Annotated in this window: 19 protein-coding genes; 14 read left to right on the plus strand and 5 right to left on the minus strand. The window is 45.6% G+C overall.

Features of this window, described 5'->3' with window-relative positions; genetic code table 11:
* On the minus strand, positions 1-2,439 hold the full coding sequence (plsB, locus tag ACXAD8_RS15680; RefSeq protein WP_475232982.1) for a glycerol-3-phosphate 1-O-acyltransferase PlsB: 2,439 nt from the start codon (positions 2,437-2,439) through the stop codon (positions 1-3).
* A gap of 174 nt (positions 2,440-2,613) precedes the next feature.
* Here plsB and lexA point away from each other — a divergent pair, with 174 nt between their 5' ends.
* The 5 genes from lexA (at position 2,614) to ACXAD8_RS15705 (ending at position 7,828) form a co-directional block, all read left to right on the plus strand.
* On the plus strand, positions 2,614-3,237 hold the full coding sequence (lexA, locus tag ACXAD8_RS15685) for a transcriptional repressor LexA (RefSeq protein ID WP_475230612.1): 624 nt from the start codon (positions 2,614-2,616) through the stop codon (positions 3,235-3,237).
* Positions 3,238-3,632: 395 nt separating this feature from the next.
* Entirely contained in the window at positions 3,633-4,754 is a 1,122-nt protein-coding gene (gene coxB, locus ACXAD8_RS15690; RefSeq protein ID WP_475232984.1) for a cytochrome c oxidase subunit II, read from the plus strand.
* Positions 4,755-4,765: 11 nt separating this feature from the next.
* Positions 4,766-6,364: a cytochrome c oxidase subunit I gene (gene ctaD, locus ACXAD8_RS15695; RefSeq protein WP_475230615.1), complete on the plus strand. Its 1,599-nt coding sequence runs from the start codon at positions 4,766-4,768 to the stop codon at positions 6,362-6,364.
* Positions 6,365-6,373: 9 nt separating this feature from the next.
* On the plus strand, positions 6,374-6,934 hold the full coding sequence (locus ACXAD8_RS15700) for a cytochrome c oxidase assembly protein (RefSeq protein WP_475230618.1): 561 nt from the start codon (positions 6,374-6,376) through the stop codon (positions 6,932-6,934).
* Between the two features lie 12 nt (positions 6,935-6,946).
* Positions 6,947-7,828: a cytochrome c oxidase subunit 3 gene (locus tag ACXAD8_RS15705; protein ID WP_475230621.1), complete on the plus strand. Its 882-nt coding sequence runs from the start codon at positions 6,947-6,949 to the stop codon at positions 7,826-7,828.
* A gap of 4 nt (positions 7,829-7,832) precedes the next feature.
* On the opposite strand, the gene ACXAD8_RS15710 is transcribed toward ACXAD8_RS15705, so the two are convergent.
* Positions 7,833-8,042, minus strand: coding sequence for a DUF2909 domain-containing protein (locus ACXAD8_RS15710; RefSeq protein WP_475230623.1), 210 nt, complete (start codon positions 8,040-8,042; stop codon positions 7,833-7,835).
* Positions 8,043-8,071: 29 nt separating this feature from the next.
* Here ACXAD8_RS15710 and ACXAD8_RS15715 point away from each other — a divergent pair, with 29 nt between their 5' ends.
* From ACXAD8_RS15715 to ACXAD8_RS15735, 5 genes are read left to right on the plus strand one after another with little or no spacing between them, the layout of a single operon-like run.
* Complete coding sequence (locus ACXAD8_RS15715) at positions 8,072-8,779, plus strand: SURF1 family protein (RefSeq protein ID WP_475230626.1); 708 nt, start codon at positions 8,072-8,074, stop codon at positions 8,777-8,779.
* Positions 8,763-9,329: a hypothetical protein gene (locus ACXAD8_RS15720; protein ID WP_475230629.1), complete on the plus strand. Its 567-nt coding sequence runs from the start codon at positions 8,763-8,765 to the stop codon at positions 9,327-9,329. Before ACXAD8_RS15715 ends, ACXAD8_RS15720 begins: the two co-directional genes overlap by 17 nt.
* A 10-nt stretch (positions 9,330-9,339) precedes the next feature.
* The gene (locus ACXAD8_RS15725; RefSeq protein WP_475230632.1) at positions 9,340-10,317 is read left to right on the plus strand and encodes a COX15/CtaA family protein; all 978 of its coding nucleotides are present in this window, start codon (positions 9,340-9,342) and stop codon (positions 10,315-10,317) included.
* 4 nt (positions 10,318-10,321) lie between these two features.
* Positions 10,322-11,236 carry a heme o synthase gene (gene cyoE, locus ACXAD8_RS15730; protein WP_475230635.1) on the plus strand — a complete coding sequence of 305 codons (915 nt, stop codon included), beginning with the start codon at positions 10,322-10,324 and terminating at the stop codon, positions 11,234-11,236.
* On the plus strand, positions 11,233-11,886 hold the full coding sequence (locus ACXAD8_RS15735) for an SCO family protein (protein WP_475230638.1): 654 nt from the start codon (positions 11,233-11,235) through the stop codon (positions 11,884-11,886). Before cyoE ends, ACXAD8_RS15735 begins: the two co-directional genes overlap by 4 nt.
* Here the strand turns inward: ACXAD8_RS15735 and ACXAD8_RS15740 are convergent.
* Entirely contained in the window at positions 11,883-12,923 is a 1,041-nt protein-coding gene (locus tag ACXAD8_RS15740; RefSeq protein ID WP_475230640.1) for a polysaccharide deacetylase family protein, read from the minus strand. The genes ACXAD8_RS15735 and ACXAD8_RS15740 overlap by 4 nt on opposite strands.
* A gap of 48 nt (positions 12,924-12,971) precedes the next feature.
* Here ACXAD8_RS15740 and ACXAD8_RS15745 point away from each other — a divergent pair, with 48 nt between their 5' ends.
* The 4 genes from ACXAD8_RS15745 to ACXAD8_RS15760 all read left to right on the plus strand — a co-directional run bounded on the left by ACXAD8_RS15745 (position 12,972) and on the right by ACXAD8_RS15760 (position 23,794).
* Positions 12,972-14,267 carry an MATE family efflux transporter gene (locus ACXAD8_RS15745; RefSeq protein WP_475230643.1) on the plus strand — a complete coding sequence of 432 codons (1,296 nt, stop codon included), beginning with the start codon at positions 12,972-12,974 and terminating at the stop codon, positions 14,265-14,267.
* A gap of 83 nt (positions 14,268-14,350) precedes the next feature.
* Positions 14,351-20,989: a response regulator gene (locus tag ACXAD8_RS15750; protein ID WP_475230646.1), complete on the plus strand. Its 6,639-nt coding sequence runs from the start codon at positions 14,351-14,353 to the stop codon at positions 20,987-20,989.
* A 25-nt stretch (positions 20,990-21,014) separates the two neighbouring features.
* Complete coding sequence (locus tag ACXAD8_RS15755; RefSeq protein ID WP_475230649.1) at positions 21,015-21,923, plus strand: GGDEF domain-containing response regulator; 909 nt, start codon at positions 21,015-21,017, stop codon at positions 21,921-21,923.
* A 5-nt stretch (positions 21,924-21,928) separates the two neighbouring features.
* A complete protein-coding gene (locus ACXAD8_RS15760) occupies positions 21,929-23,794 on the plus strand; it encodes a response regulator (protein WP_475230651.1) in 1,866 nt (621 codons plus the stop codon).
* Between the two features lie 3 nt (positions 23,795-23,797).
* On the opposite strand, the gene ACXAD8_RS15765 is transcribed toward ACXAD8_RS15760, so the two are convergent.
* Positions 23,798-24,052, minus strand: coding sequence for a hypothetical protein (locus ACXAD8_RS15765; RefSeq protein WP_475230654.1), 255 nt, complete (start codon positions 24,050-24,052; stop codon positions 23,798-23,800).
* An 11-nt stretch (positions 24,053-24,063) separates the two neighbouring features.
* On the minus strand, positions 24,064-24,639 hold the full coding sequence (gene nfuA, locus ACXAD8_RS15770) for a Fe-S biogenesis protein NfuA (RefSeq protein WP_475230657.1): 576 nt from the start codon (positions 24,637-24,639) through the stop codon (positions 24,064-24,066).
* Positions 24,640-24,710: the final 71 nt, after the last annotated feature.

The raw sequence follows: 24,710 nt of genomic DNA on the forward strand, positions 1-24,710 counted from the left end.
TTACTTTATCTGCTGTAATCGTTTAACAAATTCCGGAGAAACCAGAGTAAACAGCAATTGCTGTAATTCCCTGCTTTTTTCCGAGTGCAGCAATAAACCTTCTTCATTGGCTTCCCAGATTTCATATTCACGGGCTGCGGCAATAAAGGTGGCTAATACGTTTTTGTCGTAAAATTCCGGGGCACTGATACCGTGCAATGTTGACATGCGTTCTGCTACCTGACGACTGCGCTTTTCAAGTGCGCCGCGTGCAGTGGTACCCAGCTGTTCCAGTTGATTGAGTACTAAAGCGTACCGTTGCAGCGTTTCCTGAATAACAGACTTCAATAACCACAGGCTATAAAACTGCACACTACTGGTATCTGCAGGCATTAATATATCATCACTGGCTTTTAACATGCCTTGCTGCACCATGCCGTCTATTAAGCCTCTGGTATAAATCTCAGCCTCTTCCTCTTTCATGTAGATAAAGAGTTCTTTTTTCAACAATGGAAAAATCCGGGCTACAATTTTTATAACTTCTTCGCGGTGGCATTCGTTATGAGCAACAACTATCGCCGCGATTAATCCGGGTACGCAGAACATATGCAGAATATTATTGCGGTAATAAGTGAGCAGGATAGCGTTGTCTCGTTCAATCGAGATGATTTCCCCGAAGCTATCTTCGGTGACATTAAACTTACCCAGTCGCAGGGTGTTTTCTAACAGTTTTTCTGCGCCCACCTGAGGAAAACTGCTTTGATTGCTAAATGGGCATTGCCTTAGCAAGGCCAGATAGCTTTCCATGACCTGCAACAACTCTTCTTTGCTCATGGCGCGTTTCTCCGCCACCAGTAAACAAAGTGACGCCAGGCCCATGCCGCTTACCGCTGATGCCTGATTAATACGCTCCAGTATATTGTGGCTCAGGGTGTTCACCGTAGGATTAAGCCATGATGGTTTTTTATCGTCCAGGCTGGCTTGCGCTTCTCGCCAATCCGGGGCATTTTTATCCAGGTATTGGCCCAGATGAATAGGCTCGCCAAAGTTTAAAAATCCGTAGCCGTAGTTTTTCAGCTTTCTGATGGCGGAAAATACCCCGAGGAAAGATTCTTTTTCCTTACTTTTGCCGCGCAATTCCTTGAGGTAGCTCTTCACTTCCATTACATGCTCATAGCCGATATAAACCGGGACTATGCTCACCGGGCGTTTAACGCCTTTTACCATTGCCTGAATAGTCATGGCTAACATGCCGGTTTTGGGCGGCAGTAACCGGCCGGTTCTGCTGCGTCCGCCTTCGGCATAAAATTTAACGGAATAACCCTTGTTAAATAATTGCTCCAGGTATTCGCGGAATACCGCAGTATAGAGTTTATTACCAGCGAATGAGCGGCGAATAAAGAAAGCACCGCCGCGTCGGAATAAACCACCGATGGGCCAGAAGTTGAGGTTAATACCCGCGGCAATGTGCGGTGTCACCAGTCCTTCGTGGTAAATTACGTAGGTCAGCAGCAGGTAATCCATATGACTGCGATGACAGGGAACATAGATGATTTCGTGACCATTTTGCGCCAGTTCCCGCACTTTATCGGCATTTTTAACTTCAATACCGTTATATATCTTGTTCCAGACCCGGCCCAATAAGCGATCGCCCAGGCGGATCACGCCTTCCCGGTAATCGGCGGCAATTTCTTCGATGTAACTTTTCGCTTTGATTCGTGCTTTGTGCAACTGTTGCGGAGAGTTCTTAGCTTCCTGTGCCATGGCTTTTTTAACGGATGGCGCAGCCAGAATGCTGTTAAAAAGCTGGTGTCGGTCCATTAACATTGGACCGTTCATACTTTGCTGCCGACGATAAAAGTGGGTGCGGGCCAGTCGGATCAACTTATGAGCGATTTCAGAATCTGAGCCTACGGTGGTGGCCATTTTTTGGCTGGAAACCGCGGAACTGTAATAGACAAAGTTATCTCGCCCTAAAAACAACACAATAAAAAACTTTCGCAACCAGTTTGGCGAGGCCTTGAAGGTGAACAGGTCTGCCCAACCGCGACTTTCTTTACCTGGTGCGCGTCCCCAGAAGATAGACACGGGAACGATTTGTAAATCCAGGTTTTCATCATCTCGGTGCAGTTCAAAAAGGCGGGTAAAACTTTTGTTGATGTCTGTGTGTTTTGATTTTTTTGAGAATAGAGATTCAGGTTCCTGCAAAAACAAACAGTTGCTAATTTTGTCACCAGCAATTTCCAGGTGTTGATCGGGAGCCGGTAAGCCCAGCATTTTGGTAGACAACTCCAGGGCAACGCGGTCAGTGACTGAATTAGTTTTTAACAGATAAATGATAGGACGAGTTTTATCGATACCTAATTCGCCCTCGATATCTGTAGGAATATTACTGGTTTTTACCAGCCAGCGAGTCGGGTATTTTACTAAATTAAAAAATAGATTTTGATACCAGGCCATGGTGCTTAAATTCAGATTCAAATTATTGCGATCATAGCATGACCTTTTCTGTTTGGCTTAGTGATCTGTGTAAGCGAATTTCAGCGGACTTAACTGAAATTGCGGATTTTTTATTGAGATTATCCGGTAACTGTATATACTCCCAGTTAAACTGTACGTAAAAACAGGTTAGATATGCGTCCACTTACGTTACGACAAGAGCAGGTGTTGAACCTGATAAAAGAGACAATCTCCGACACGGGTATGCCGCCCACCCGAGCCGAAATAGCACGTGAGCTTGGCTTTAAATCAGTTAATGCCGCCGAAGAGCACCTAAAGGCGCTGGCCAGAAAAGGGGTGATTGAAATTTTAGCGGGCACCTCTCGTGGTATTCGCCTTACCGGACCTGTTGATGAACCTGAGCCGGAATTAGGTCTGCCATTAATTGGTAAAGTCGCGGCTGGTGAACCCATCCTGGCGCAAGAGCACATAGAAAGTCACTATCAGGTAGCCGCTGGCATGTTTCAACCTGAAGCCCATTATTTGTTGCGGGTGGACGGCGAGAGCATGAAAGACATTGGAATTATGGATGGCGATTTACTGGCGGTTCATCGCACTAATCAGGCCCGTAATGGTCAGGTTGTGGTGGCCAGAGTGGAAGAGGATGTTACCGTTAAGCGTTTTGAAAAGAGCGGCTCTCAGGTATTGTTACATGCCGAGAATCCTGATTTTGCACCAATTAAGGTCGATCTAAAATCTCAACCCTTAAATATTGAAGGTATAGCAGTAGGAATTATCCGAAATAACGCCTGGATGTAGCAAACTTTTCTTGCCAACAAAAATATTTCACTATTTCTCACTCTCTTCTAGCCCATTGATAAATGGGCTTTTTTGTATCTTTAACGGCCTGCTAGTTGGTTGTTCCCGTTAAAAGTTAGCTTTAAAAACAGCTTATTTATTTCCCTTTTTAAGATTTCGGTCTATTTTTGACGCTATAGATGATGAAAAAAACATCATTTAGTGTCTCTCAATTGTTTTTGATCTTCGAAATTTGTTTACATATCATTCAGATTTTAACATAGTAATAACATATATGTTTCAATGCTGTAACTTTTGTGCGGCACCGTTGTTGTAAAAATGACCAACAACAAAACAACGGGTAATGAAGGAGGAACACACAGGTGGGTAAATTGTTTACTGGAATTTGGGGCGTGATGGCGTTTTTAGTGAGTTTCACTAGTTTCGCAGCGTCAGATCCCAAACCTGATCAATATCAGTTAAATCTGCGCACTGGTGTCACAGATATCAGCCAACAGGTATATGACTTACACATGACCATTTTCTGGATTTGTGTGGTCATTGGTGTGATTGTATTTGGTGCCATGTTATGGGCCACGATTTTCCACAGAAAATCCAGAGGGGTTACACCGGCAACATTTCATGAAAGTGTTAAAGTGGAAATCGCCTGGACCGTCGTGCCCTTCATTATTCTAATCGGAATGGCTATTCCCGCCACCAAAACCCTGATTGCTATGGAAGATGTGTCTTCACCTGATGTCACCGTTTTGGTAACCGGTTCTCAGTGGAAGTGGCATTACAAGTACATGGATAACGAGGTTGAGTATTATTCTGTGATGGCTACTCAACCCGAGCAAATCAATAACAAGTTAGAAAAGAATATTAACTATCTGCTGGAAGTGGATCGCCCTCTGGTCATTCCTACCAATCAAAAAGTCCGTTTTCTGATCACCTCGGATGATGTTATCCACTCCTGGTGGGTACCGGATTTTGCCGTTAAAAAAGATGCCAACCCAGGATTTATCAACGAAGCCTGGGCAAGAGTTGAAAAGCCAGGTATCTATCGCGGTCAGTGTGCTGAGTTATGTGGTAAGGATCACGGCTTTATGCCGGTTGTGGTAATTGCCAAAGAGCCAGCAGATTACGCGGCCTGGATTGCTGAGCAAGAAGAGCAGCAGCGCATAGCCAAAGAAGAAGAGCAAAAATTACTGGCTATGAACATGGATATGGACGAACTCATGAGTGTCGGTGAGCGCGTTTACAACACCACGTGTGCCGCTTGCCACATGCCTAATGGTGAAGGTTTACCGGGCGTATTCCCGGGACTGAAGGGCAGTGATATCGCCATTAACGATATGCAAAAACACATTGAGGTCGTGGTTAACGGTGTTTCCGGAACGGCCATGCAAGCTTATGGCAAGCAGCTTTCCATGAAAGAGTTAGCCGCTGTAATAACTTACGAGCGAAACGCCTGGGGTAACGATACAGGTGAATTGGTGCAAGCCAAAGATGTTAACGCTGTATTAAACGGACAATAAGGGGAGTTGAGATGAGTACAGTGACTAATGATATCCATCACGACGAGCACCATGATCATCACGATCATAAACCTACTGGTATTAAGCGCTGGTTATACACTACTAACCACAAAGATATAGGTACTTTGTATCTCTGGTTTGCCTTCATCATGTTTTTGATAGGCGGCGCCATGGCAATGGTTATTCGGGCGGAGCTGTTTCAGCCTGGACTACAAATTGTTGACCCTAACTTTTTTAATCAGATGACCACTGTCCATGGGTTGATCATGGTATTTGGTGCCGTTATGCCAGCGTTTACTGGTCTGGCAAACTGGATGGTACCACTGATGATTGGTGCGCCGGATATGGCGTTACCCAGAATGAACAACTGGAGTTTCTGGATCTTGCCTTTTGCCTTCTTGATCCTGTTAATGTCCTTATTTATGGAAGGTGGCGGTCCCGCGTTTGGTTGGACTTTCTATGCGCCTCTGTCTACCACTTACAGTAACGATACAACGGCTTTGTTTGTATTTTCAGTGCACATCATGGGTGCCAGCTCAATCATGGGTGCGATTAACGTTATCGTAACCATATTGAATATGCGCGCACCAGGTATGACTCTGATGAAAATGCCACTGTTCGTCTGGACCTGGCTGATTACCGCATTCCTGCTGATAGCTGTTATGCCGGTATTAGCTGGCGCGGTGACAATGGTTCTCACCGACAAATTCTTTGGAACCAGCTTCTTTGACGCTGCTGGTGGCGGTGATCCGGTGATGTTCCAGCACATTTTCTGGTTCTTTGGTCACCCTGAGGTGTATATCATGATCTTGCCAGCCTTTGGCATTATCTCTCAGATTGTTCCCACCTTCTCCCGTAAAAAATTGTTTGGTTATTCCTCCATGGTATATGCCACGGCGTCCATTGCCTTGTTGTCATTTATCGTCTGGGCTCACCATATGTTTACCACCGGTATGCCAGTGGGGGCGGAGCTGTTCTTCATGTTTGCCACTATGCTGATATCGGTGCCCACCGGGGTGAAAGTATTTAACTGGGTGGCGACGATGTGGCGCGGTGCAATCAGCTTTGAAATTCCCATGATGTTCTCCCTGGCTTTCATCGTGTTATTTACCATTGGGGGCTTATCAGGCTTGATGCTGGCGATTACACCGGTGGATTTCCAGTACCATGATACTTACTTTGTCGTGGCTCACTTCCATTACGTGCTAGTTACCGGTGCCGTGTTCTCCATCATGGCGGCTACCTATTACTGGTTGCCTAAGTGGACGGGCAAGATGTACGACATCACACTGGCCAAGCTACATTTCTGGTGTTCACTGGTGTCAGTCAATGTGTTGTTTTTCCCTATGCATTTCGTCGGTCTGGCGGGTATGCCCAGACGTATCCCGGATTATGCCTTGCAGTTCGCCGATTTTAACAAGTGGATCAGCTTGGGAGGCTTTGCCTTTGGTCTATCGCAACTGATCTTCCTGGCGCTGTTGATTAAGGCTTGCCGCAAGCAAGGCGAGCCTGTTTCAGCACAGGTTTGGGATGGTGCAGAAGGATTGGAGTGGGAGGTGCCGAGCCCGGCTCCGTATCACACCTTTGAAACACCGCCAGTGGTTAAGTAATTCGAAATCATGAGTAATTCGCGGCAGAAAGAAAATAACAAGGTCGTCATTAAGTTGGTGGTCGTTGTTTTCGGTATGTTTGGCTTTGGTTTTGCCCTGGTGCCTTTATACGACGTATTTTGTGCAATCACAGGTATTAATGGCAAAACCTCTAATGAAGCTGCTGTGTATGCCAACATTGAAGTGGATAAGAGCCGGTTGATTACCGTGGAGTTTATCACCCGAACAAACACGGGTATGCCGTGGCAATTTGAGACGCAAACTCGGCGCGTAGAAGTGCATCCTGGCGAAATGCATCAGGTGGACTTTTACGCCAAAAATCCTACTAAGCGGGATATTGTTGGTCAGGCTGTTCCTTCAGTATCTCCGGGAACAGCAGCGATTTACCTGAATAAAACAGAATGTTTTTGTTTTGAACAGCAACCGCTCAAGTCTGGTGCTGAAACTGTGATGCCGATGCGGTTTTATGTGGATCCCGAATTACCGGAGCACATTAACTTTTTTACAGTGCAATATACTTTGTATGACGTAACCGGGGATGTGCAAGAAATTGCCATGAATCGCGGTTAAAAGGAGAAGAAAATGAGTGAACAACAATACGAAAAATACTATGTTCCCGACCAAAGTCCATGGCCGTTTGTTGGCGCTGTTGCGCTATTTCTGATGGCATTTGGGGCTGGTAATCTCGTTATAGAAATGAAAAATGGCACCGATGGCAATGCCGGAATGGTTTTGTTGGCGGGCTTTGTAATTTTACTGTTTATGCTGGTGGGTTGGTTTAAAAACCAGATAGATGAATCTATGTCCGGTATGCACAGTGCTCAACTTGGACGTTCATACCGACAAGGCATGTCCTGGTTTATCTTTTCTGAGGTTATGTTCTTTTTCGCTTTCTTTGGTGCCCTGTTTTACGCCAGAGTGATTGCCGTGCCATGGTTGGGGGGCTCTTCCAACAATGCCATGACCAACGAAGTTTTATGGCCAACATTTGAAGCTATCTGGCCATTGGTGGAAACACCAGGAGGCACTACCACCGAAGCTATGCCCTGGACCGGTCTGCCTCTGTACAACACCATTATTTTATTAGTGTCCTCGGTAACGGCTCACATTGCACATGTCGCATTAGAAAAAGGGGAGCGAGCAAAACTGAAATTGTTCCTTGGCATCACTATCTTATTAGGTTGTACTTTCTTGTACCTGCAAGTGGTGGAATATATTCACGCTTATCAGGACATGGGGTTAAAGCTGGATTCCGGCATTTACGGGAATACATTCTTTATGCTCACCGGTTTCCACGGTTTGCACGTAACCCTGGGTACCCTAATGCTGATCATTATGTTTGGACGGGTGATGAAGGGACACTTTAGCCCAGACAACCAGTTCGCATTCCAGGCCACCAGTTGGTATTGGCACTTCGTTGATGTTGTCTGGGTGTGCTTATTTGTATTTGTTTATATTCTTTAAAAACTCAGTAGGGACGGGGATTAGGTGTAATTATCCCCGTCGCCACTGCGAGAATCAGTAAAATAATAATCACCGCGGAAGTCATTACACGACGCCCAATAAATTTGGTCATGGAACCTTGCCCAGGTTCATTCTTTAACATTATCATCATCGCTCTGAACAAATTGTAAATCATAAAAAGTAAGAGCAGCGCTACTATAATTTTAACCGTCATTCAGAACCTCAATTGCCTGTGTATATTTGATGAGAAAGTTACCGATAGTCCCTACCATAATCACTTTTGTGGCCGTTGTCATCTTATTGAAATTAAGCTTGTGGCAGTACGGTAGAGCGCAAGAAAAAAGTGAGTTGGCAAAGCAAGATGTTGCGGCGGGGCAGTTGGTTTATGGCAATTTGAAAGAAGCCTTGTCAGATGATAGTGAACAGGCTTTTAAACGAGTTTTGATTTCTGGCAGGGTTGATATAGAACATCTTTTTTATTGGGATAACAGGGTGCTAGAGGGACGTGTTGGCTATGAAATTATTGCCCCTGTAAGCACCGAGGCGGGCTATTTATTGGTAAACTTTGGCTGGCATAAAGACAATGACTTCAGGCGTTCACTGCCTGAAGTAGAATTACCTTCCATGCTGGAAGATGTCCAGGTAGTACTTTATATGCCGGGTCTGAACCAACTGACCCGACAGGCTGCTGAGCAAATCAGTTGGCCTGCCCTTATCCAGCAACCGGAAATAAGTTTAATGAGCCAGTGGCTGGAGCGTGATTTAGTGCCCGTTATGGGGTATGTTGAACAAACACAACAATATGCTTTGGAGAACAATTATAATCCTGTCACCTTGTCTCCTGAGAAACATATTGCATATGCAGTGCAGTGGCTGTTGTTGGCAATTGCCTGCATTCTGGTATTTATCCTGGCCTTAAGGAAAAAGTGGAACGATGAGCGACAACAATAAAACTAATAATCGCAATACCTTAATAATATTTGTCTTAGTATTTTTACTGCCGGTAGTTTTAGCCTGGTTTGCGCTGCAGGGAGACTGGTTTAATAAAAGTGCCACCAATAAAGGCGAGCTACTTAGCCCAGTTATTGAAATGCCAGAGCTGTTACGCGGTGAGGAACCAACCTGGCGTCTTATGTATGTTTTACCTTCGGCTTGTGATGAGACCTGCAAAAACGCCATCTACAGTCTCAATCAGGTGTGGATTGCCGCCGGAAAGGAACAAGATCGCATTGTACCTACTGTACTGCATCTGCCAGATAGTGATGCTGCCGCAGTTCAGTCTCTTGCCGACGAGAGTCATTTTGTATTGATAAAGGCGGAATCTGACTATTTGGATAAGGTGTTTAAAAAGCAATCGGTTAGTGGTATTTTTATTGCAGATACGCTGGGAAATGTAATTCTTCGTTACCCTCTTAGCACCGAACAACAACAAGCGGTATTAAAAAGCCGCGATATACTTGCCGATTTGAGAAAACTGCTAAAGCTTTCCCGGATCGGGTAGAGCCAAATTTATGAGAAATCTCGTTAAAGTTAGTATTTTTCTCGCCCTGGTGGTCATTGTGCTTGGGGCTTATACCAGATTAACTGATTCTGGCTTGGGTTGCCCCGATTGGCCTGGCTGTTATGGGCATATAGTGGTCCCCAAAACGGATGATGCCATTGCCAAAGCTGAGACAGCTTTTCCGGACAGACCGCTGGAAGCACGTAAAGCCTGGATTGAAATGGTGCATCGCTATTTCGCCGCCACACTCGGCTTGTTAATTCTGATTATTGCCGCTCTGGCCATTAAAAACCGTCGTCAGCATGTTCCACTTAAGCTTCCTCTTCTGATCCTGGTGCTGGTGATTCTTCAGGGTGCACTAGGGATGTGGACTGTTACGCTGAATCTGTTACCTGTGGTGGTTATGGGCCATTTACTGGGCGGTTTCACCATCTTGTCTTTGTTGTTTCTTTTGCACTTAAGATTAAAACCCTTTCGCATTCCCGGTGGCGATCCGCGGGTACGGCGTTTTGGCAAATATGCCATTATTGGTTTACTTATATTGGTGATTCAGATTGCTCTTGGCGGGTGGACTTCTGCAAACTATGCGGCATTAGCCTGCACTGAGCTACCGATTTGTGAAGGCGCCTGGTACGAGAAATTAAATTTTTCTGGTGCTTTTAGTGTACCGGAAGCCGACAATTACGAATTCGGTGCTCACCCATATGATGAGCGTATGACCATGCATATAGTGCATCGATTTGGCGCTTTGGTGACCTTTATTTATTTGTGCTGGTTAGGCTTGCGACTGTATACCTCTGCTATTTCTGACCGTATTAAAAACCAATCGGTTTTAATGATTTCAGTACTTGGTCTGCAAGTAGGCTTAGGCGTTTCTAACGTGGTATTCAGTTTACCCATCGCAGTGGCTGTGGCCCACAATGCGGTGGCCGCATTGTTGCTGCTGGTATTGATCTTATTAAATTACACACTTTACAGAAAGACCTGAAACTATGGAAAAAGTTGCTAAAAATGGCGCACCTGCCAATACCTGGAATAGTGCAGGCTGGCGAGATTATTATGAAATGACAAAACCGAAAGTGGTTTTGTTGTTGCTACTTACTGCACTCGTAGGAATGTGTCTTGCGGTAGAGGGGGCTTTGCCGATTCAGCCGCTAGTTGCTGGCCTGATAGGTATTGGTATGCTGTCTTCATCTGCTGCAGTGATTAATCACGTAGTAGACCGTAAGATTGACGCCAAGATGGCTCGTACTTATAACCGACCGGTTCCCAAAGGAAAGGTCACACCGCAAAAAGCGCTGATATTTGCACTGCTGTTGTGTGTCATTGGTTATGCCATTCTGGAGGTTTTTGTTAATCGCCTGACGGCGGTACTCACATTTGCCAGTCTGGTGGGTTATGCCTGTATTTACACTATGTATCTGAAGCGTGCCACACCACAAAATATCGTGATTGGTGGTCTTGCAGGCGCGGCACCGCCTTTGTTGGGTTGGACCTCAATGACCGGGGAAATTCACGGTAACGCTCTGCTGTTAGTGTTGATTGTCTTTACCTGGACTCCGCCTCATTTTTGGGCGCTGGCAATACATCGCGAAAAAGATTACGCCAAAGCGGAAATCCCCATGCTGCCGGTAACTCATGGCGTTGAGTTTACCAAAACGTCAGTGTTGGGATATACCGTCTTGCTTGGCCTGATATGCCTGATGCCGTATCTGGTGGGGATGACGGGATTGATTTATTTGATTGGTGCCACGCTGCTCAATGTGGCTTTTTTGGTGTATGCCTGGAAACTGAAATACGCCGCCAACGAAGAAACAGCAATGAATACCTTTAAGTTTTCAATCCTGCACCTGATGCTGTTGTTTGTCATTTTATTAGTGGACCATTACTTCAAGTTTGTCTTATGAAACAAAATTTGCTGTTAGGTAGTGTCGCCGCCGTCGCTTTAGTGGCTGGCGTTTGGTTGGCGATAAATATCGCTCCACCTGCGACGTCGGAGCCGATGCATGCCCAGATGTATCCTGCACCCAGATTGCTGCACGATGGCGAACTGTCGGCTCATGACGGTACCAGCATTACACCAGCCTGGTTTAAGGATCAGTGGACTTTGGTGTTTGTGGGATATACCTGGTGTCCGGATATCTGCCCAACAACGTTGGCGGAACTCAAGGGCATCTATCCGCAACTAAGCGCCATGAGTACAGAACCACCGGTCAGAGTGTTATTTGTCTCGGTGGATCCAGGTCGAGACGATGTGGCCAGACTCAAAGAATATATTGAGTTTTTTAATCCGGAATTTTATGCCGCTACCGCAGAACACAAACAGCTTTTTCCATTTATCCGCAGTATGGGCATGGCCTATGCGATTGCAGAAAGTACTGACAAGCCAGATTATCTGGTAGATCACAGTGCTTCAATGGTCATAGTTAATCCCGATGGTCATGTTGTGGGGCGCTTTAAGCCCGACCACAAACCAGGACAACTAGCGATCAGTGATGCTCAGCAGATACTTACTGATATGCCAGTGATTATCGCTAATTATCAAGCTAACCGTTAATCCAGCCACTTACCTTCTGGGGTGGCAATAAACCAAGGCTGAGAGTGCCAGTAATAGCTGCCGCGATGCTGTTTACTGGGCGCAGTGCAGTTAACTCTGGAGCGGCCAGGTTTGAGTGTCTTTCCTGCGCTGACGGAGACTCGATTGTCTTGCCAGCTCGTCGCAATTTTTTCACCGTTAAAATAACAGGTAAATAACGCCTTATTGAAATCCGAGGTGTTAATTTCCAATTGGTATTCCAGTGCTGGTGGAGTGTAAAACACAGGATCAGCAATGGACGATGACAGCACCGGCATCGCTAGTGATTTGAGTTTGGTCTTTAGCGTGGCCAGATTGCTGTAGATCCCCGCGGCGGGAAATCTCGGGATCTCTTGTAGATCACTAACAAAACCTGCGGCCCCGGAATGTTGCGCAAAGCCAACGATATCCAGTTCTTTTAACAACGCCTTAACGGCTGCATTGAATTCACCAAAGGGGTAGGCCAGGAATCCGGGACTACTGCCAATGTGCTTTGTTATGGCAGCTTCGGTATCCAGAATGTGTTGTTTGGTTTGTGCCAGCCAGTCTGGTTGCCTGGCATTTTGCAACAGGTGTCGATGATCCCAATAATGATTGGCAATTAAGACGCCTTCTTTTGACAATTGTTTTAGCTCAGACCAATCCAGGTGACTGGGTCCCACCCCCACTTCTGATGGATTGATAAAAATGGTGTAGGGGAAACCATATTCTTGCAAAATTGGATGGGCGTTTTCTTTGATATTGCGAAAACCATCGTCAAAGGTGATGGCAACGGCATTATCCGGCAGCGGTTCGCGACTCTTTATGCTTTCAACTAACTTATCCAATGTGATAACAGTATGATTTTGCTGTAAATACGCCATGTGCTCGGCAAACTTTTCAGGCGAAATTGTTGTCGAAGGTGGGGTATCATTACTGACGTGGTGGTACAGCAAAATTGTGGCACTTTCATTGGCGGATAAACTGACCCAATGAAAAGCACACATCAATAAAGTCACTATCTTTAATTTCAATGTCATTTGCTGTCTGACCTTTCTATTCACCTTTGGGACAACAAGAGTAACAGTTTGACTTTTTACAACGCAATACGTTATTTCACCGTGCTGGCGGTACCCATGATCATCAGCAACATCTTTACGCCCCTGGTAGGTCTGGTGGATACCGCAATTATTGGTCATTTACCCGGTACTCAGTATTTAGCAGGTGTTGCTTTAGGCGGTATTATCATCACGCAATTAATCTGGGTTTGCGGCTTTTTGCGGATGTCGGCCACGGGATTGAGTGCACAGGCCGCGGGACGAGATAACAACGATGAATCCGTGGCTATCCTGGTTAACGGGATTTTGTTGTCTGTTGTTATAGGTCTGTTGATTTGGTTGTGCAGTCCGGCACTTTTTCAGTTGGGTGTTTATTTCTCCGGAAGTAATGAGCAGGTTGTTGAGGTCGCCGCAGAATATTTCTTTATTCGTATTCTTGCAGCGCCAGTGTCGTTGACTAATCTGGTATTAATGGGCTGGTTATTAGGGCGCAAGCAGCATGCTAAAGTCATGTGGCTGCAACTGATTGCCAACCTGACCAACATTGGTCTCAGTCTGCTGTTAGCTTTGGGCCTGTCACTAGACACCATCGGGGTCGCACTGGCCACTGTATTCAGTGAATGTCTGGCGTTATTGTTATCACTGTTGTTGGTGCGCAAGGTACTGCCGCAATGGCGCAAACATTTGCGGGTTTGTCGTAGCAAAATAAAGCAGTTTCTGTCACTGAATCGCGACGTATTTCTGCGCAATATTTTCTTGCAACTATATCTGGCGGTTTTCACCTTTATGGGACTGCAATTAGGTGAATTGACTGCCGCTACCAATGCATTGTTAATGCAGTTTTTTGTGCTGATAGCCTTGGGGCTTGATGGCGTTGCTTATGCTGCGGAAGCCCTGTTTGGGGAGGCCATCGGAAAGCAGCAGCGGGACAAAGTAAAGTTATGGACTCAGGTTAGTTTATTGATTTCCAGTCTGTTTGCATTGGGTTACAGCGCTGTTTTCTGGTTCTTTTTTTATGACATATCGCTATTGCTGACTAATATTGATTCTGTAATCAGCAATATTCAGGCTTTCAAAAGTTACATCGTCATACTGCCGCTAATAGCTCATTGGAGCTTTTTGTTGGATGGCTTATATGTGGGAATGACCAGAGCCAGGCCGATGTTGTTGACCATGATCATCAGTGTCTTTTTGGCAATTGCGTGGCAATTGTTACACCAAAACATGTTAAGTGCTGCAGTCTTATGGCAGAGCTTTATGATTTTTTTATTAGCACGAGGGGTATTGTTGGGCGCTCATTTTTATTTTCGTGTCTATCGTCAATAACGAAGTTAAACATTGTGGACGCTCAGCGAATTATAACTTGCCATCGTTGAGTCGTTGCCAGAGATGTTGCAGGAAACTCGGGAGTGTTCTTTAATTCATATTTACAGGGAGCAGAGGAAACCACGGTGTTAACAGAGCTTGAACAGCTGGATGAAATTAAATCAGTCAGTGGTGAACTGACGCTTTTTAAGGTCAGGGATAAGAAACAAAATCACTTCTGGGTGAAACAGGCATCTGGCCCTAACACGACTGGCCAAAAGATCATTGAAGCTGAAGTAACTTCTCAAGCATACGCTAATATCGCCACTCTGATATTGCCGGAGCGAAGCTTCACGGAGGAAGGCAATGCTTTTGCACTTTACCCATGTACCAGCAACAGTCAGTGTTTTGAGCAATTTCTCAGCGAACAAAACCTTAGTATTGAAGATAAATTGCGACTGAGTATCAGTCTGGCACAGCTGCTATCAGAGTTGCATAATCAAGCGCTGATTTGTGGTTATCTGGATCCTGATACCCTGGTTGTACAACAGCAGTCTTTATTGGTACAGACCATTAGCAGCTGGCACCTGTTATCGCCTGATGCGCCAGACAATAAAGTTCTTGAAGACCTGAAAAATAATGCCAATTTGTTAACTGTGTCACCGGAAATTACCGGACGCACGGAGCGACTTCCCGATGTCTATTCCGACCTGTATTCGGCAGGCGCCTTGCTTTATCGCATCTTTCTGGAGCAATATCCCTTCCAGTTCTCGGATCCGTTAACCCTTATCCACGCCCACATTGCAAAACCGGTGGAATATGACCCCGGCAAAGTGTTTTCCGTCCCAGAAGCTATTTTGAGTATTATCAATAAGCTGCTTAATAAAGCGCCTGAAAGCCGCTATCCAGATTCAGAAACCTTATTGGCCGACCTCAACCATTGCCTGGAGCAATGGCAGCAACACCAGACCATAGCTCCTTTTGCTATCGCCAGGTCCCACAAGAGTAAAACGCTGTTATTTCCCCAGTTTCTGTACGGCAGGGAAGAAGAGCTTAATACACTATCTGAGTGGTATGGCTCAGCGTGTAAAGGGGAGCAGCTCAGCTGTGCTTTGATTTGTGGCGATGCCGGTGTTGGTAAGTCTGCCTTGGTAAAAGAGTTTGCAGCGCAGGCCACTGAGTCACCAGGAATACATGGACAGGTGGCGGCCGAACGGGTTACCAGTTCTGCGCAAGACTCAACCATAATCCGGATAATCCAGGACATACTGGAAAAGCTATTATTGCTTGGCGATGAACGTCTTAGCTTGTTGCGCATTAAGCTTTCAAGCTTGCCTGAAGTCACCGGGCAACAGTTGCGAGCTGTGATACCTGCCTTGCAGATGATTATGGAGCAGGAGTCTGAATCATCTTTAGCGCCCACTGCTCAGCCAGAAAAACAACAGCTGACAGAACTTTTATTGTGTATCTCAGAAGTGCTCCCCGGTTTACTACTGGTGTTTGAAGATGCGCAGTGGTTAGATCAATTTAGCGAAGACGTTCTGAAAGCTGATTTGTTATCCCAAGGAAACACAGGACTAGCAATATTGTTTGTTAGCAGAGCGACACAGCACAAAGCGTTAATTCAACAACAAGGAGTTGATGCTAACAGCTGTTGCCTTACTGTTGCGCCTTTACCTCCTTTCGCAGCGCAAAATCTGGTTGAGGACACTTTTTGGGAAACCAATTTCAGCCTCACTGAACTGGCGGATATCGTGTTCCAAAAAACAGGGGGTAATCCCTACTTCATTAAAGTTTTTCTCCAGCAGTTGGTTGATGAAGGCGCTATTCATGAGGGTGAAACCGGTATATGGCACTGGCAGCCAGATAAAATAAGGGCTTCGCATATTACGGAAAATGTTGCCGACATCGCGGTGACCGGATTGTCTGGTTGGTCAGAAGAACAGCAATTATTACTAAAACTTTCTTCTTTTTTCGACAAGCAAATCGACGCTGAGATCCTGATTTCACTCAGCGCAATGAGCAAAAAGGCGTTTGCCACTTTTGCCGAAGGGTTGGTGAACAATGGCATCTGGACTCAAAAAGAGTCTGATGATGGTGAGAACAGCTACCAGTTCGCTCATTTCAAAATTCAGATGTCTGCGCGACAATTGGCCACAGACTGCAGTGAGCAGCAGGCGCAGCTTTTACTTAGCAAGGCCCACCTCAATATCAAATCTGAACAATGGTTACGAGACAACATATTGTCATGGATAGACTTTCTGCCAGAAAGTGCCCTGGATGAGCAACTAATGGAACCTATCGAACTGGCAAATTATTGTTATCTTGCAGCGGTTGAGGCAAGAAAAGATCTGGGTCAGGAGCAAGCGTTACCTTATTTTCAACAGGGATTGAGGGCTATTAATAGCGGGCTTTGGAAGCGGCAATACGCCCTGTGTTTCGATTTGTACCAAGGAGCCATCGAGATACTACTGAAGAATAACGAATTTGCAAAAGTTGAAACCCTTTTGTCATCGCTACCGGAATCAGAGTTGAGGGACAATGATAAACTCAGAAGTCTTGTCTGGCAGGTTTGTTGTCACCAGAAACAAGGTCGGCATCAGCAAGCTTGCGCCACCGCAAGCGATAAACTCAAGCAACTGGCGATTCAGTATAATGTGGCTGATGGCTATGAAGATTACCTGGCATGTGAGTCTCTTTATCCCAATTCCGCTATTGTTGATATCCTGCACCAGCCTGACATTGAGGAGCAAGCTTGCTTATTGCACAGTCAGCTATTGTCTGGCTTGATTATATCTGCAGAGCAATTGGGAACCCGGGAATTGATGCAAGTAGTGTCGGTGGCTGTCAGGTTATCGCTGGCAGAAGGGAATTCAAGCTATGCGGCGCAATTCTATGCGCAACATGCGCTGCTGCTGTGTATGCAGTTTGAGCAATATGAATCGGCCTATGCCTTTATGGAAGTGGCTCAATCCCTGGCTAGCAAATTCAACATACCGGTCTCACAGCGCGTCGAAATTAGTTATTTGCACTATGCCTTTGTTGCGCCATGGACTTTGCCCCTGCAGCGATGCAGGGAAGCGTTGCAGGTATTGAGTGAGGAGTGTTTTGAGGTTGGCTGTGATGGCTTAAACGCCCAGATCATGTTGTGCACTGGCATCTTATCCTTTTTTACTCATCCCTCGTTGGAAAACGTCTTTCTGCAGTTTGAATCACTTTGTGAGAGGTTGCAGGAGCACAAATTGTCAGATTTGGCAGAGGGAGTAACTCCCTGGCTGGATTTAATCAATTGTTTAAAGGCTGAAGTATCCGAACATGGCATTGATAAAGGCGAGTCGTCACAGGTTTGTTCATTAGCCGGAAGGCAAAAACGAACGTTCGGTTTTTGTGCTCATTTGAGCCGTTTTTTATGGGCTTTCTGGCAAGAGGATTTTGACAGCGCTTTAGCTCATCGGCGGGCCGCCGAAGATTTACTTAAAGGTGGGCTAACCGGTCCCTGGCTGGTTAATTTTAGTGCCTTGTCTGGGCTGCTTTTGTTAAAGCAAAACAATAATAGCGGTCTCCCAGACATTACCAACATCAACCCAGAAGTACTGGAACTACAGGCGCAACTGACCCGATGGTCTGCGTTGAACCCGGCTAATTTTAGTGCTCAGCAACAACTTTTAGAGGCAGAAATCAAAGCACTAAAAGGCGACAAGGATGCCTGGTGGTTCTATCGTGGTGCAATTGAGCATGCCAGTAGTCAGGGACAGACTTTGTGGTTGGCACTGGCAAGAGAAGCTTATGGTCGTTACTGGCTGACCCTCAATGATGAAGTACAGGGGCTGGGACAACTAAAAGAAGCTCTGTCTAGTTATCAAAAATGGCAGGCTCCCGGCCGAGTCGCGCAGTTGTTGAAACTGCACCCGCAATTAAAAAGTCCGGATAATCATCAGCAATCCAGCCCTGAAGAATTGCGCAACCCGGTTAACACCAATAAAAATTTGGATTTAATGTCGGTGCTCAAAGCATCAGAAACCCTGAGTGGTTCAATCGATCTCAATGCCTTCCTGATCCAAATGATGACCATTATTGTTGAGAATGCCGGTGCTCAGCAGGGGTGCATTTTGTTTCTTGAAGAGCAGAGTTTTCAGGTGCAGGGCGCCTATCCAAAGCCGCTGACTTTGGAGCAGGTGCCTCAGGCGCTCATTAACTACGTGGTCAAAACTAAATTGCCTTACGTGGTGGATGACAGTGCCACAGATCCAAAATTAAATATGGCCAGTCGTAGCGTTCGGTTATTGCCCCGCTCCATGCTCTTTATCCCACTAATTGTGGCTGGGCAGTTACGCGGAATTTTGTATCTGGAGCACGCTGACTTCGCTGGCTTCTTTACTTCAGATCGAATCGATGTGTTGCAATTGTTGGCTAATCAAACCGCAATATTATTTGATAACGCCAGTCTGAATCAGCGGCTTATTATCAACAATCGCGATTTGGAACGAAAGGTGGAAGAACGCACTGTCGAGCTGGCCGAAGCGAAACTAAAAGCAGAGGAAGCAACCGCCGCTAAATCCAATTTCCTCGCTAATATGAGCCATGAGATCCGCACGCCAATGAATGCGGTTATCGGCTTGTCAAAACTGGCACTGAGAAAGCAAATCAATCCCGAGCAGAGGGATTACCTGGAAAAAATCCAAAGCTCATCCGAATCGCTGTTAACCCTGATCAACGACATCCTTGATTTCTCCAAAATAGAAGCGCAAAAACTGACCCTGGAAACCATTCCCTTTAGTCTGGAAAAATCCCTTCGCCGGGTGGTAAATCTCAACAATCACAAAATGCATGAGCAACACCTGGAGTTTGTGTTGTCTGTGGATAGTCGCATTCCGGATAATTTAATTGGGGATCCACTACGCATTGAGCAAATTATTATTAACCTGGTAAGCAACGCTATTAAATTCACCCGTCAGGGCTATGTGCATTTAAATGTGTCTAAGGTTTCTCAGAATGAAGAGTCCCTGGTGTTAGAGTTTAGCGTGAAGGATAGCGGAATAGGGATGAGTGAGGAGCAGACCAGTCGTTTGTTTAAATCTTTTAGCCAGGCCGATGATAGTGTTACCCGACAGTACGGTGGTACTGGATTGGGATTGGCGATATGCAAACAATTATGTGAATTGATGCATGGCTTTATCACGGTTAAAAGTGAACCCGGGGAGGGCTCTGAGTTTACTTTTACCATTCAATTGCAAGTGGCCAGCGACGCAGTAGTACAGTCAGGCCGGGCGGATGTCTCTGATTTACATGCTTTGGTGGTGGATGATATGGAGGTGGCTCGGGCTGTGATGAGTGATGCTTTGGATGCACTGGGTATTAACTGCGATACGGTAGCCAGCGGCGAAGAAGCGTTAAAACGGGTTAGCCAGGCTGAGAAAAAACAACGTCCCTACGATATAATTTTGATGGATTGGAAAATGCCGGGCATGGACGGGATCACAGCATCGAAGAAGATAAGAGAGCATATCAGCGGTAAAATTCCGCAGATTTTGATGATTACCTCTCATGACAAAGAAGCTCTAAAGGCTATTGATGTGGACAACATCATTGACCGTTATATTGAAAAGCCCGTTAATCCCTCTGCCCTGATTGATGCTATCCAGCAATCTCTGGGCAATAACAATGACGGTTGTGTGGATGCTTCGCAAGCTGAACTTGTGCCTGATTTTAGTCACAGCAGAGTGTTGTTAGCAGAGGACAATGAATTAAACCAACAGGTAGCGATGGAGTTTTTACAGGAAACCGGAATTGCGATTGACCTGGTTCAGGATGGCCGAGAGGCCATTAGCGCCGCTAAGCGGCAGCAATATGATTTGATCCTGATGGATATTCAAATGCCGGATATTGATGGCCTTGAAGCGACTAAAATCATCCGTAAATTCGCCCCGACACTACCAATTTTGGCCATGACAGCCCACGCTATGGCGGGAGACAAAGAACGCAGTATCGCTGCAGGTATGAATGCTCACATCACCAAACCCATAAACCCTGCCGAGCTTTACGCCATGATGAGCGAACATATTGACAGCGTCGGTGTAAAAGCGCCATCAACATCATTAGAATCACAGCAGGGAGGCACAAAGCAGAGTGAATCTGAACAATATGCCATGTCTTTGTTTAAAGAGATCAACATGCTGGAAGTGGATAAAGCGCTGGAAAGGATTCAGGGACGTAGTAAGCTTTATCTCAATCTGGTGCAAGACTTCGTGCGGGATTACGACAGCATTGATGAACAAATCATGCAGCATTTGGCCGTGGCAGAACGCCAGCAGATATATCGAATTGTACATTCATTAAAATCGAATATCGCATATATTGGTGGTTTTAGGCTATCTCATCGATTAGCCATGATTGAGCCCAGAATTCGTGAAGGTGGCGATTTTATTTTGGAATTAGAGGGGATCATGGCGGATGTCATGGAGTTGCATAAATGCCTGAATTACAAACTGCAACAAGTGGCCCTTCAAGTCGCCAACTTTTCTGATGAAATCGATGTCGGGGGCAGTTTTTATTCCGAGTCACTGCTACCCTTATTAAAGGCTTCTGATTTCTCTGTAGAGGCAAAAATTAAACAGTTGCGCCAACAGAGTCGAACGGAGCCCGAGCTGCAAATGCTAAATATCATCGATTCATTAATTGTTGAAATGGAATTTGAAGAGGCCGCTGACTATCTGCAGCGTTGGCTTCAGGAAAATAAACGTTAACAGGTTGCACTAAGAAGCAAACAATATGCTGTCTGAAAAGTCGAAAATATTAATTGTGGATGATGAAAAGTCTAACCTGAAAATTCTGTCAGAATTTTTGGGTTCCGATGCAGACATCATGCTGGCGAAAAGTGGCAGGCAAGCTTTGGAAAAAGCGACTCGGGCCTTGCCAGACATTATTTTGCTGGATGTGGTTATGCCGGATATGGACGGCTTCGATGTCTTAAAAAAACTCAAAGCATCTCCCGGTACCCGACTGATACCTGTTATTTTTATTACCGGGCTTACCGATCTACAGTTTGAGGAAAAAGGCTTGGCGTTGGGCGCCAGCGATTACATTATCAAACCCATTCACGAGCAGCTGGTGAAGGCTCGGGTGAATTTACATTTGCAACTGGTAAGGCAACGTCGCTTACTGGAGCAGGTGGCACTAATCGATCCGTTAACAGGTTTACCCAACAGGCGAAAATACGAAGAAGTGTCGAATACCGAATGGCGAAACGCTGTGCGCCACAGTAGCTACTTCTCTGTGGCGCTGTTAAACATTGATGGCTTTCGCGCATTTAATGAAGCCCACGGCTATGCCGCGGGTGATGACCTGTTGAGTAAAATAGCCAATCAGTTAGCGCAACAAATAAAACGAGCAAAAGATCTGGTGGCCAGATTTGGAGGACAGGAATTTGTTATGTTGCTACCGGGAACCGATCCCACCGGGGCCAAAAAAGCGTTGGAAAAATGCATCAGTGCGATATCCGGAATACAAACCTCTTATTTGTCTAGCACGCCCGGAGGTTTGTCAGTATCAATAGGGGGAATATCACTAGTGCCCACCATGTCTCACGATTTTGATGAAGTTATGGTATCGGTGCGACAAAAACTGAATCAGGCGCAGCAAGCCGGAAAGAACTGCCTGAGTTGGCAAGAGGTTGAATAACGGTAATGCGTATTAAAGAACCTTTGGACAAGCCCAGAATCCTCATTATCGATGATGAGAAGTCCAATCTGAAGATTCTTTCCGATTTGCTTAGTTCGGAAGCCGAGGTCTCTGTGGCAAAAAGCGGTGAGCAGGGAATATGGAAGGCAATCAAACTTAAACCAGACTTAATTTTGCTGGATATTGTGATGCCGGATATGGATGGCTTCGAAGCATTAAAACAAATCAAACGAGATGAGCAACTCAAAGACATATCCGTCATTTTTATCACTGGTTTGGATACCGTAGATAATGAAAAGTATGGACTGGATTTAGGGGCATTAGATTATATCCGCAAACCCTTTAATGCCGCCGTGGTGAAAACCCGCATTGCTACCCATTTAAAACTAATTCAACAAACAAAAGAGTTGCGCGCGCTATCTGTTAAATTGCGGGAAGCCGATGAGGCGAAAAGTCGCTTTTTAGCGAACATGAGTCATGAAATTCGCACACCGTTAACCGCAATTATTGGTTATACAGACCTACTGCAAAACAATGAATTGTCTGGCATGGAGAATGAGCAGGCGATAGACATCATTTCAAATAGTGGTAAGCACTTACTTCATCTCATCAATGACATTCTGGATCTCTCCAAGATAGAGGCGAGGAAACTGCATGTTGAACGTGTCGAGTTTTGTCTACCGGTGTTATTAGAAGAATTGTTTTCGATAATTAAGCCCAAAATCGAAGATAAGAATCTCGCGTTTGGTTTGGAAGTTGAATTCCCCCTATCATCCCACATTGTCAGTGACCCCACCAGGTTAAAACAGGTACTGTTAAATCTGTTAAATAACGCTGTCAAATTTACCGAAGAGGGAGCGGTGCGGCTGCTGGTGGCAGAGCGCCGCGGGCAGTTACAGTTCAACGTTGTGGACACCGGGGTAGGTATTAGCAAGGAGCAACAAAGCCGTATTTTCAGTGCTTTTGAGCAGGCAGATGTGTCAGTGACTCGACGCTTTGGGGGAACAGGTTTAGGGCTCAACATCTCAAAATATCTGACTCAGAAGTTAGGGGGCGACCTGGTGGTCAGCAGTGTCAACGGCATCGGTAGTGATTTCTGTGCCAGTATTGAGTTGTGCGCCGGTGAGCACGCTGTTGCTATAAAGGATGAAGTCCATTATGCCGAAGTCATTCGCAATCAAAAATCTCAAAAACCTGAAGAAATCCTGTTGTCTGGCACAGTATTGTTGGCGGAAGATCAAAAAGAGCTTCGCTTACTCATTACCATGATGTTGCAGAAGTTGGGGCTGGATGTGGTGGCTGTAGAAAATGGTCTACAACTTCTGACACAGGCTCAAGCAAAAAACTTTGATCTGATTTTAACCGATATTCACATGCCGGAAATGGGCGGAGAAGAGGCGGTTTCCAGGTTGCAGCAGGCATCTATTAATGTGCCCACCATTGCTTTAACAGCTAATGCTATGAAGCATGAAGTAGATCAATATATGCACAAAGGGTTTACTGATCATTTAAGTAAGCCAATTCAAAAGGAAGAGTTTACCCGAAAATTAGCGGCTTATTTGCCAGCGGCTAGCCCTGATGCAAAAGACAAAAGTGTTGGCCAAAGTGATAAATCACTGTTCATCGAACAATTTAAGCGCAACCTTCCCAAGCGACTGGAATCTCTGGAAAATACCTTTTTCGGTAATGACTGGCGTCATGTGGCATTGTTAGCTCACAGCCTGAGCTCTGCAGCACAGTCGTTTAATCTTCAAGAAATTCAGGTTTTAAGCTCGGAAATCGAGCACCTGGCGTTGGAGACAGATAGCAATCCTGAACAGGCCAATGAGTTGGCGGCAGTGATTTTACAGCTAAAACAACACTGCGCCTGATGTCTAGAGTCTATTGTTTTTGGATTCGTCTCGCAGGGAAAATGCGGCTTTAAGGCGAAACCTGAGTAGTCCGCCATAACCGTAAATGGCGCAGGCCAATCCCAGCAGCAGTATTAATGCTCCCGGGACCTGCAACCAAAACCACCAGATGTAGCCAGCGTAGATTAAAGCAGCACCAACACTAAACAACATCAGACCCTGAAGGAATCGGGTCCAATAACGCTGTAGTGCAATGCGCTGTTTAACCGTTAACGACATGCGTCAAAGCGCTAATAGTAAGAGTGCTCTCCGGCTTCGTGTTCTGTGGCATCTTTAACACCTTTGAGTTCAGGAAACTGTTCCAGCATCTGCTTTTCAATGCCGTCTTTCAGGGTTACGTCAACCATAGAGCAGCCATTACAGCCGCCACCAAATTGCAATAAGGCGATACCATCGTCGGTAATATCCATTAACGCCACCTGACCGCCGTGACTGGCTAATTGTGGGTTGATTTCCGATACCAGCATGTATTCAATGCGCTCTTTCAATGGCGCGTTTTCTGCAACTTTTCGGGCTTTTGCATTAGGCGCTTTTAAGGTAAGCTGCGAACCCATTTGGTCGGTGACGAAATCGATTTCGGCTTCTTCCAGATAGGGGGCGCTTTCTAAATCGACAATGGCTTCAAAACCATCAAAAGGCAAATGTTGGTCGGAATCTTCAACTGCGTCTGCCGGACAATATGAAACACCGCATTCAGCTGAAGCTGTGCCCGGGTTGATTACAAACACTCGGATATTAGTATTCTCCGGTTGTGTTTCCAGTAATTTGCGAAAGTGAGCTTGTGCAGACTCAGAAATATTAATCATAGCGCTAACCAAAATATAAACTGGTGAGAATTCTAACAAAAAATACTTGAGTAAAACACTCAAGTAATCGA

This window comes from Planctobacterium sp. AWH2_060 (assembly GCF_056158425.1).

Coding starts and splice junctions, on each gene's coding strand:
- plsB (WP_475232982.1), bottom strand. CDS start 2,439: ATGGCCTGGTATCAAAATCTATTTTTTAATTTAGTAAAATACCCGACT.
- lexA (WP_475230612.1), top strand. CDS start 2,614: ATGCGTCCACTTACGTTACGACAAGAGCAGGTGTTGAACCTGATAAAA.
- coxB (WP_475232984.1), top strand. CDS start 3,633: ATGGCGTTTTTAGTGAGTTTCACTAGTTTCGCAGCGTCAGATCCCAAA.
- ctaD (WP_475230615.1), top strand. CDS start 4,766: ATGAGTACAGTGACTAATGATATCCATCACGACGAGCACCATGATCAT.
- ACXAD8_RS15700 (WP_475230618.1), top strand. CDS start 6,374: ATGAGTAATTCGCGGCAGAAAGAAAATAACAAGGTCGTCATTAAGTTG.
- ACXAD8_RS15705 (WP_475230621.1), top strand. CDS start 6,947: ATGAGTGAACAACAATACGAAAAATACTATGTTCCCGACCAAAGTCCA.
- ACXAD8_RS15710 (WP_475230623.1), bottom strand. CDS start 8,042: ATGACGGTTAAAATTATAGTAGCGCTGCTCTTACTTTTTATGATTTAC.
- ACXAD8_RS15715 (WP_475230626.1), top strand. CDS start 8,072: ATGAGAAAGTTACCGATAGTCCCTACCATAATCACTTTTGTGGCCGTT.
- ACXAD8_RS15720 (WP_475230629.1), top strand. CDS start 8,763: ATGAGCGACAACAATAAAACTAATAATCGCAATACCTTAATAATATTT.
- ACXAD8_RS15725 (WP_475230632.1), top strand. CDS start 9,340: ATGAGAAATCTCGTTAAAGTTAGTATTTTTCTCGCCCTGGTGGTCATT.
- cyoE (WP_475230635.1), top strand. CDS start 10,322: ATGGAAAAAGTTGCTAAAAATGGCGCACCTGCCAATACCTGGAATAGT.
- ACXAD8_RS15735 (WP_475230638.1), top strand. CDS start 11,233: ATGAAACAAAATTTGCTGTTAGGTAGTGTCGCCGCCGTCGCTTTAGTG.
- ACXAD8_RS15740 (WP_475230640.1), bottom strand. CDS start 12,923: ATGACATTGAAATTAAAGATAGTGACTTTATTGATGTGTGCTTTTCAT.
- ACXAD8_RS15755 (WP_475230649.1), top strand. CDS start 21,015: ATGCTGTCTGAAAAGTCGAAAATATTAATTGTGGATGATGAAAAGTCT.
- ACXAD8_RS15760 (WP_475230651.1), top strand. CDS start 21,929: ATGCGTATTAAAGAACCTTTGGACAAGCCCAGAATCCTCATTATCGAT.
- ACXAD8_RS15765 (WP_475230654.1), bottom strand. CDS start 24,052: ATGTCGTTAACGGTTAAACAGCGCATTGCACTACAGCGTTATTGGACC.
- nfuA (WP_475230657.1), bottom strand. CDS start 24,639: ATGATTAATATTTCTGAGTCTGCACAAGCTCACTTTCGCAAATTACTG.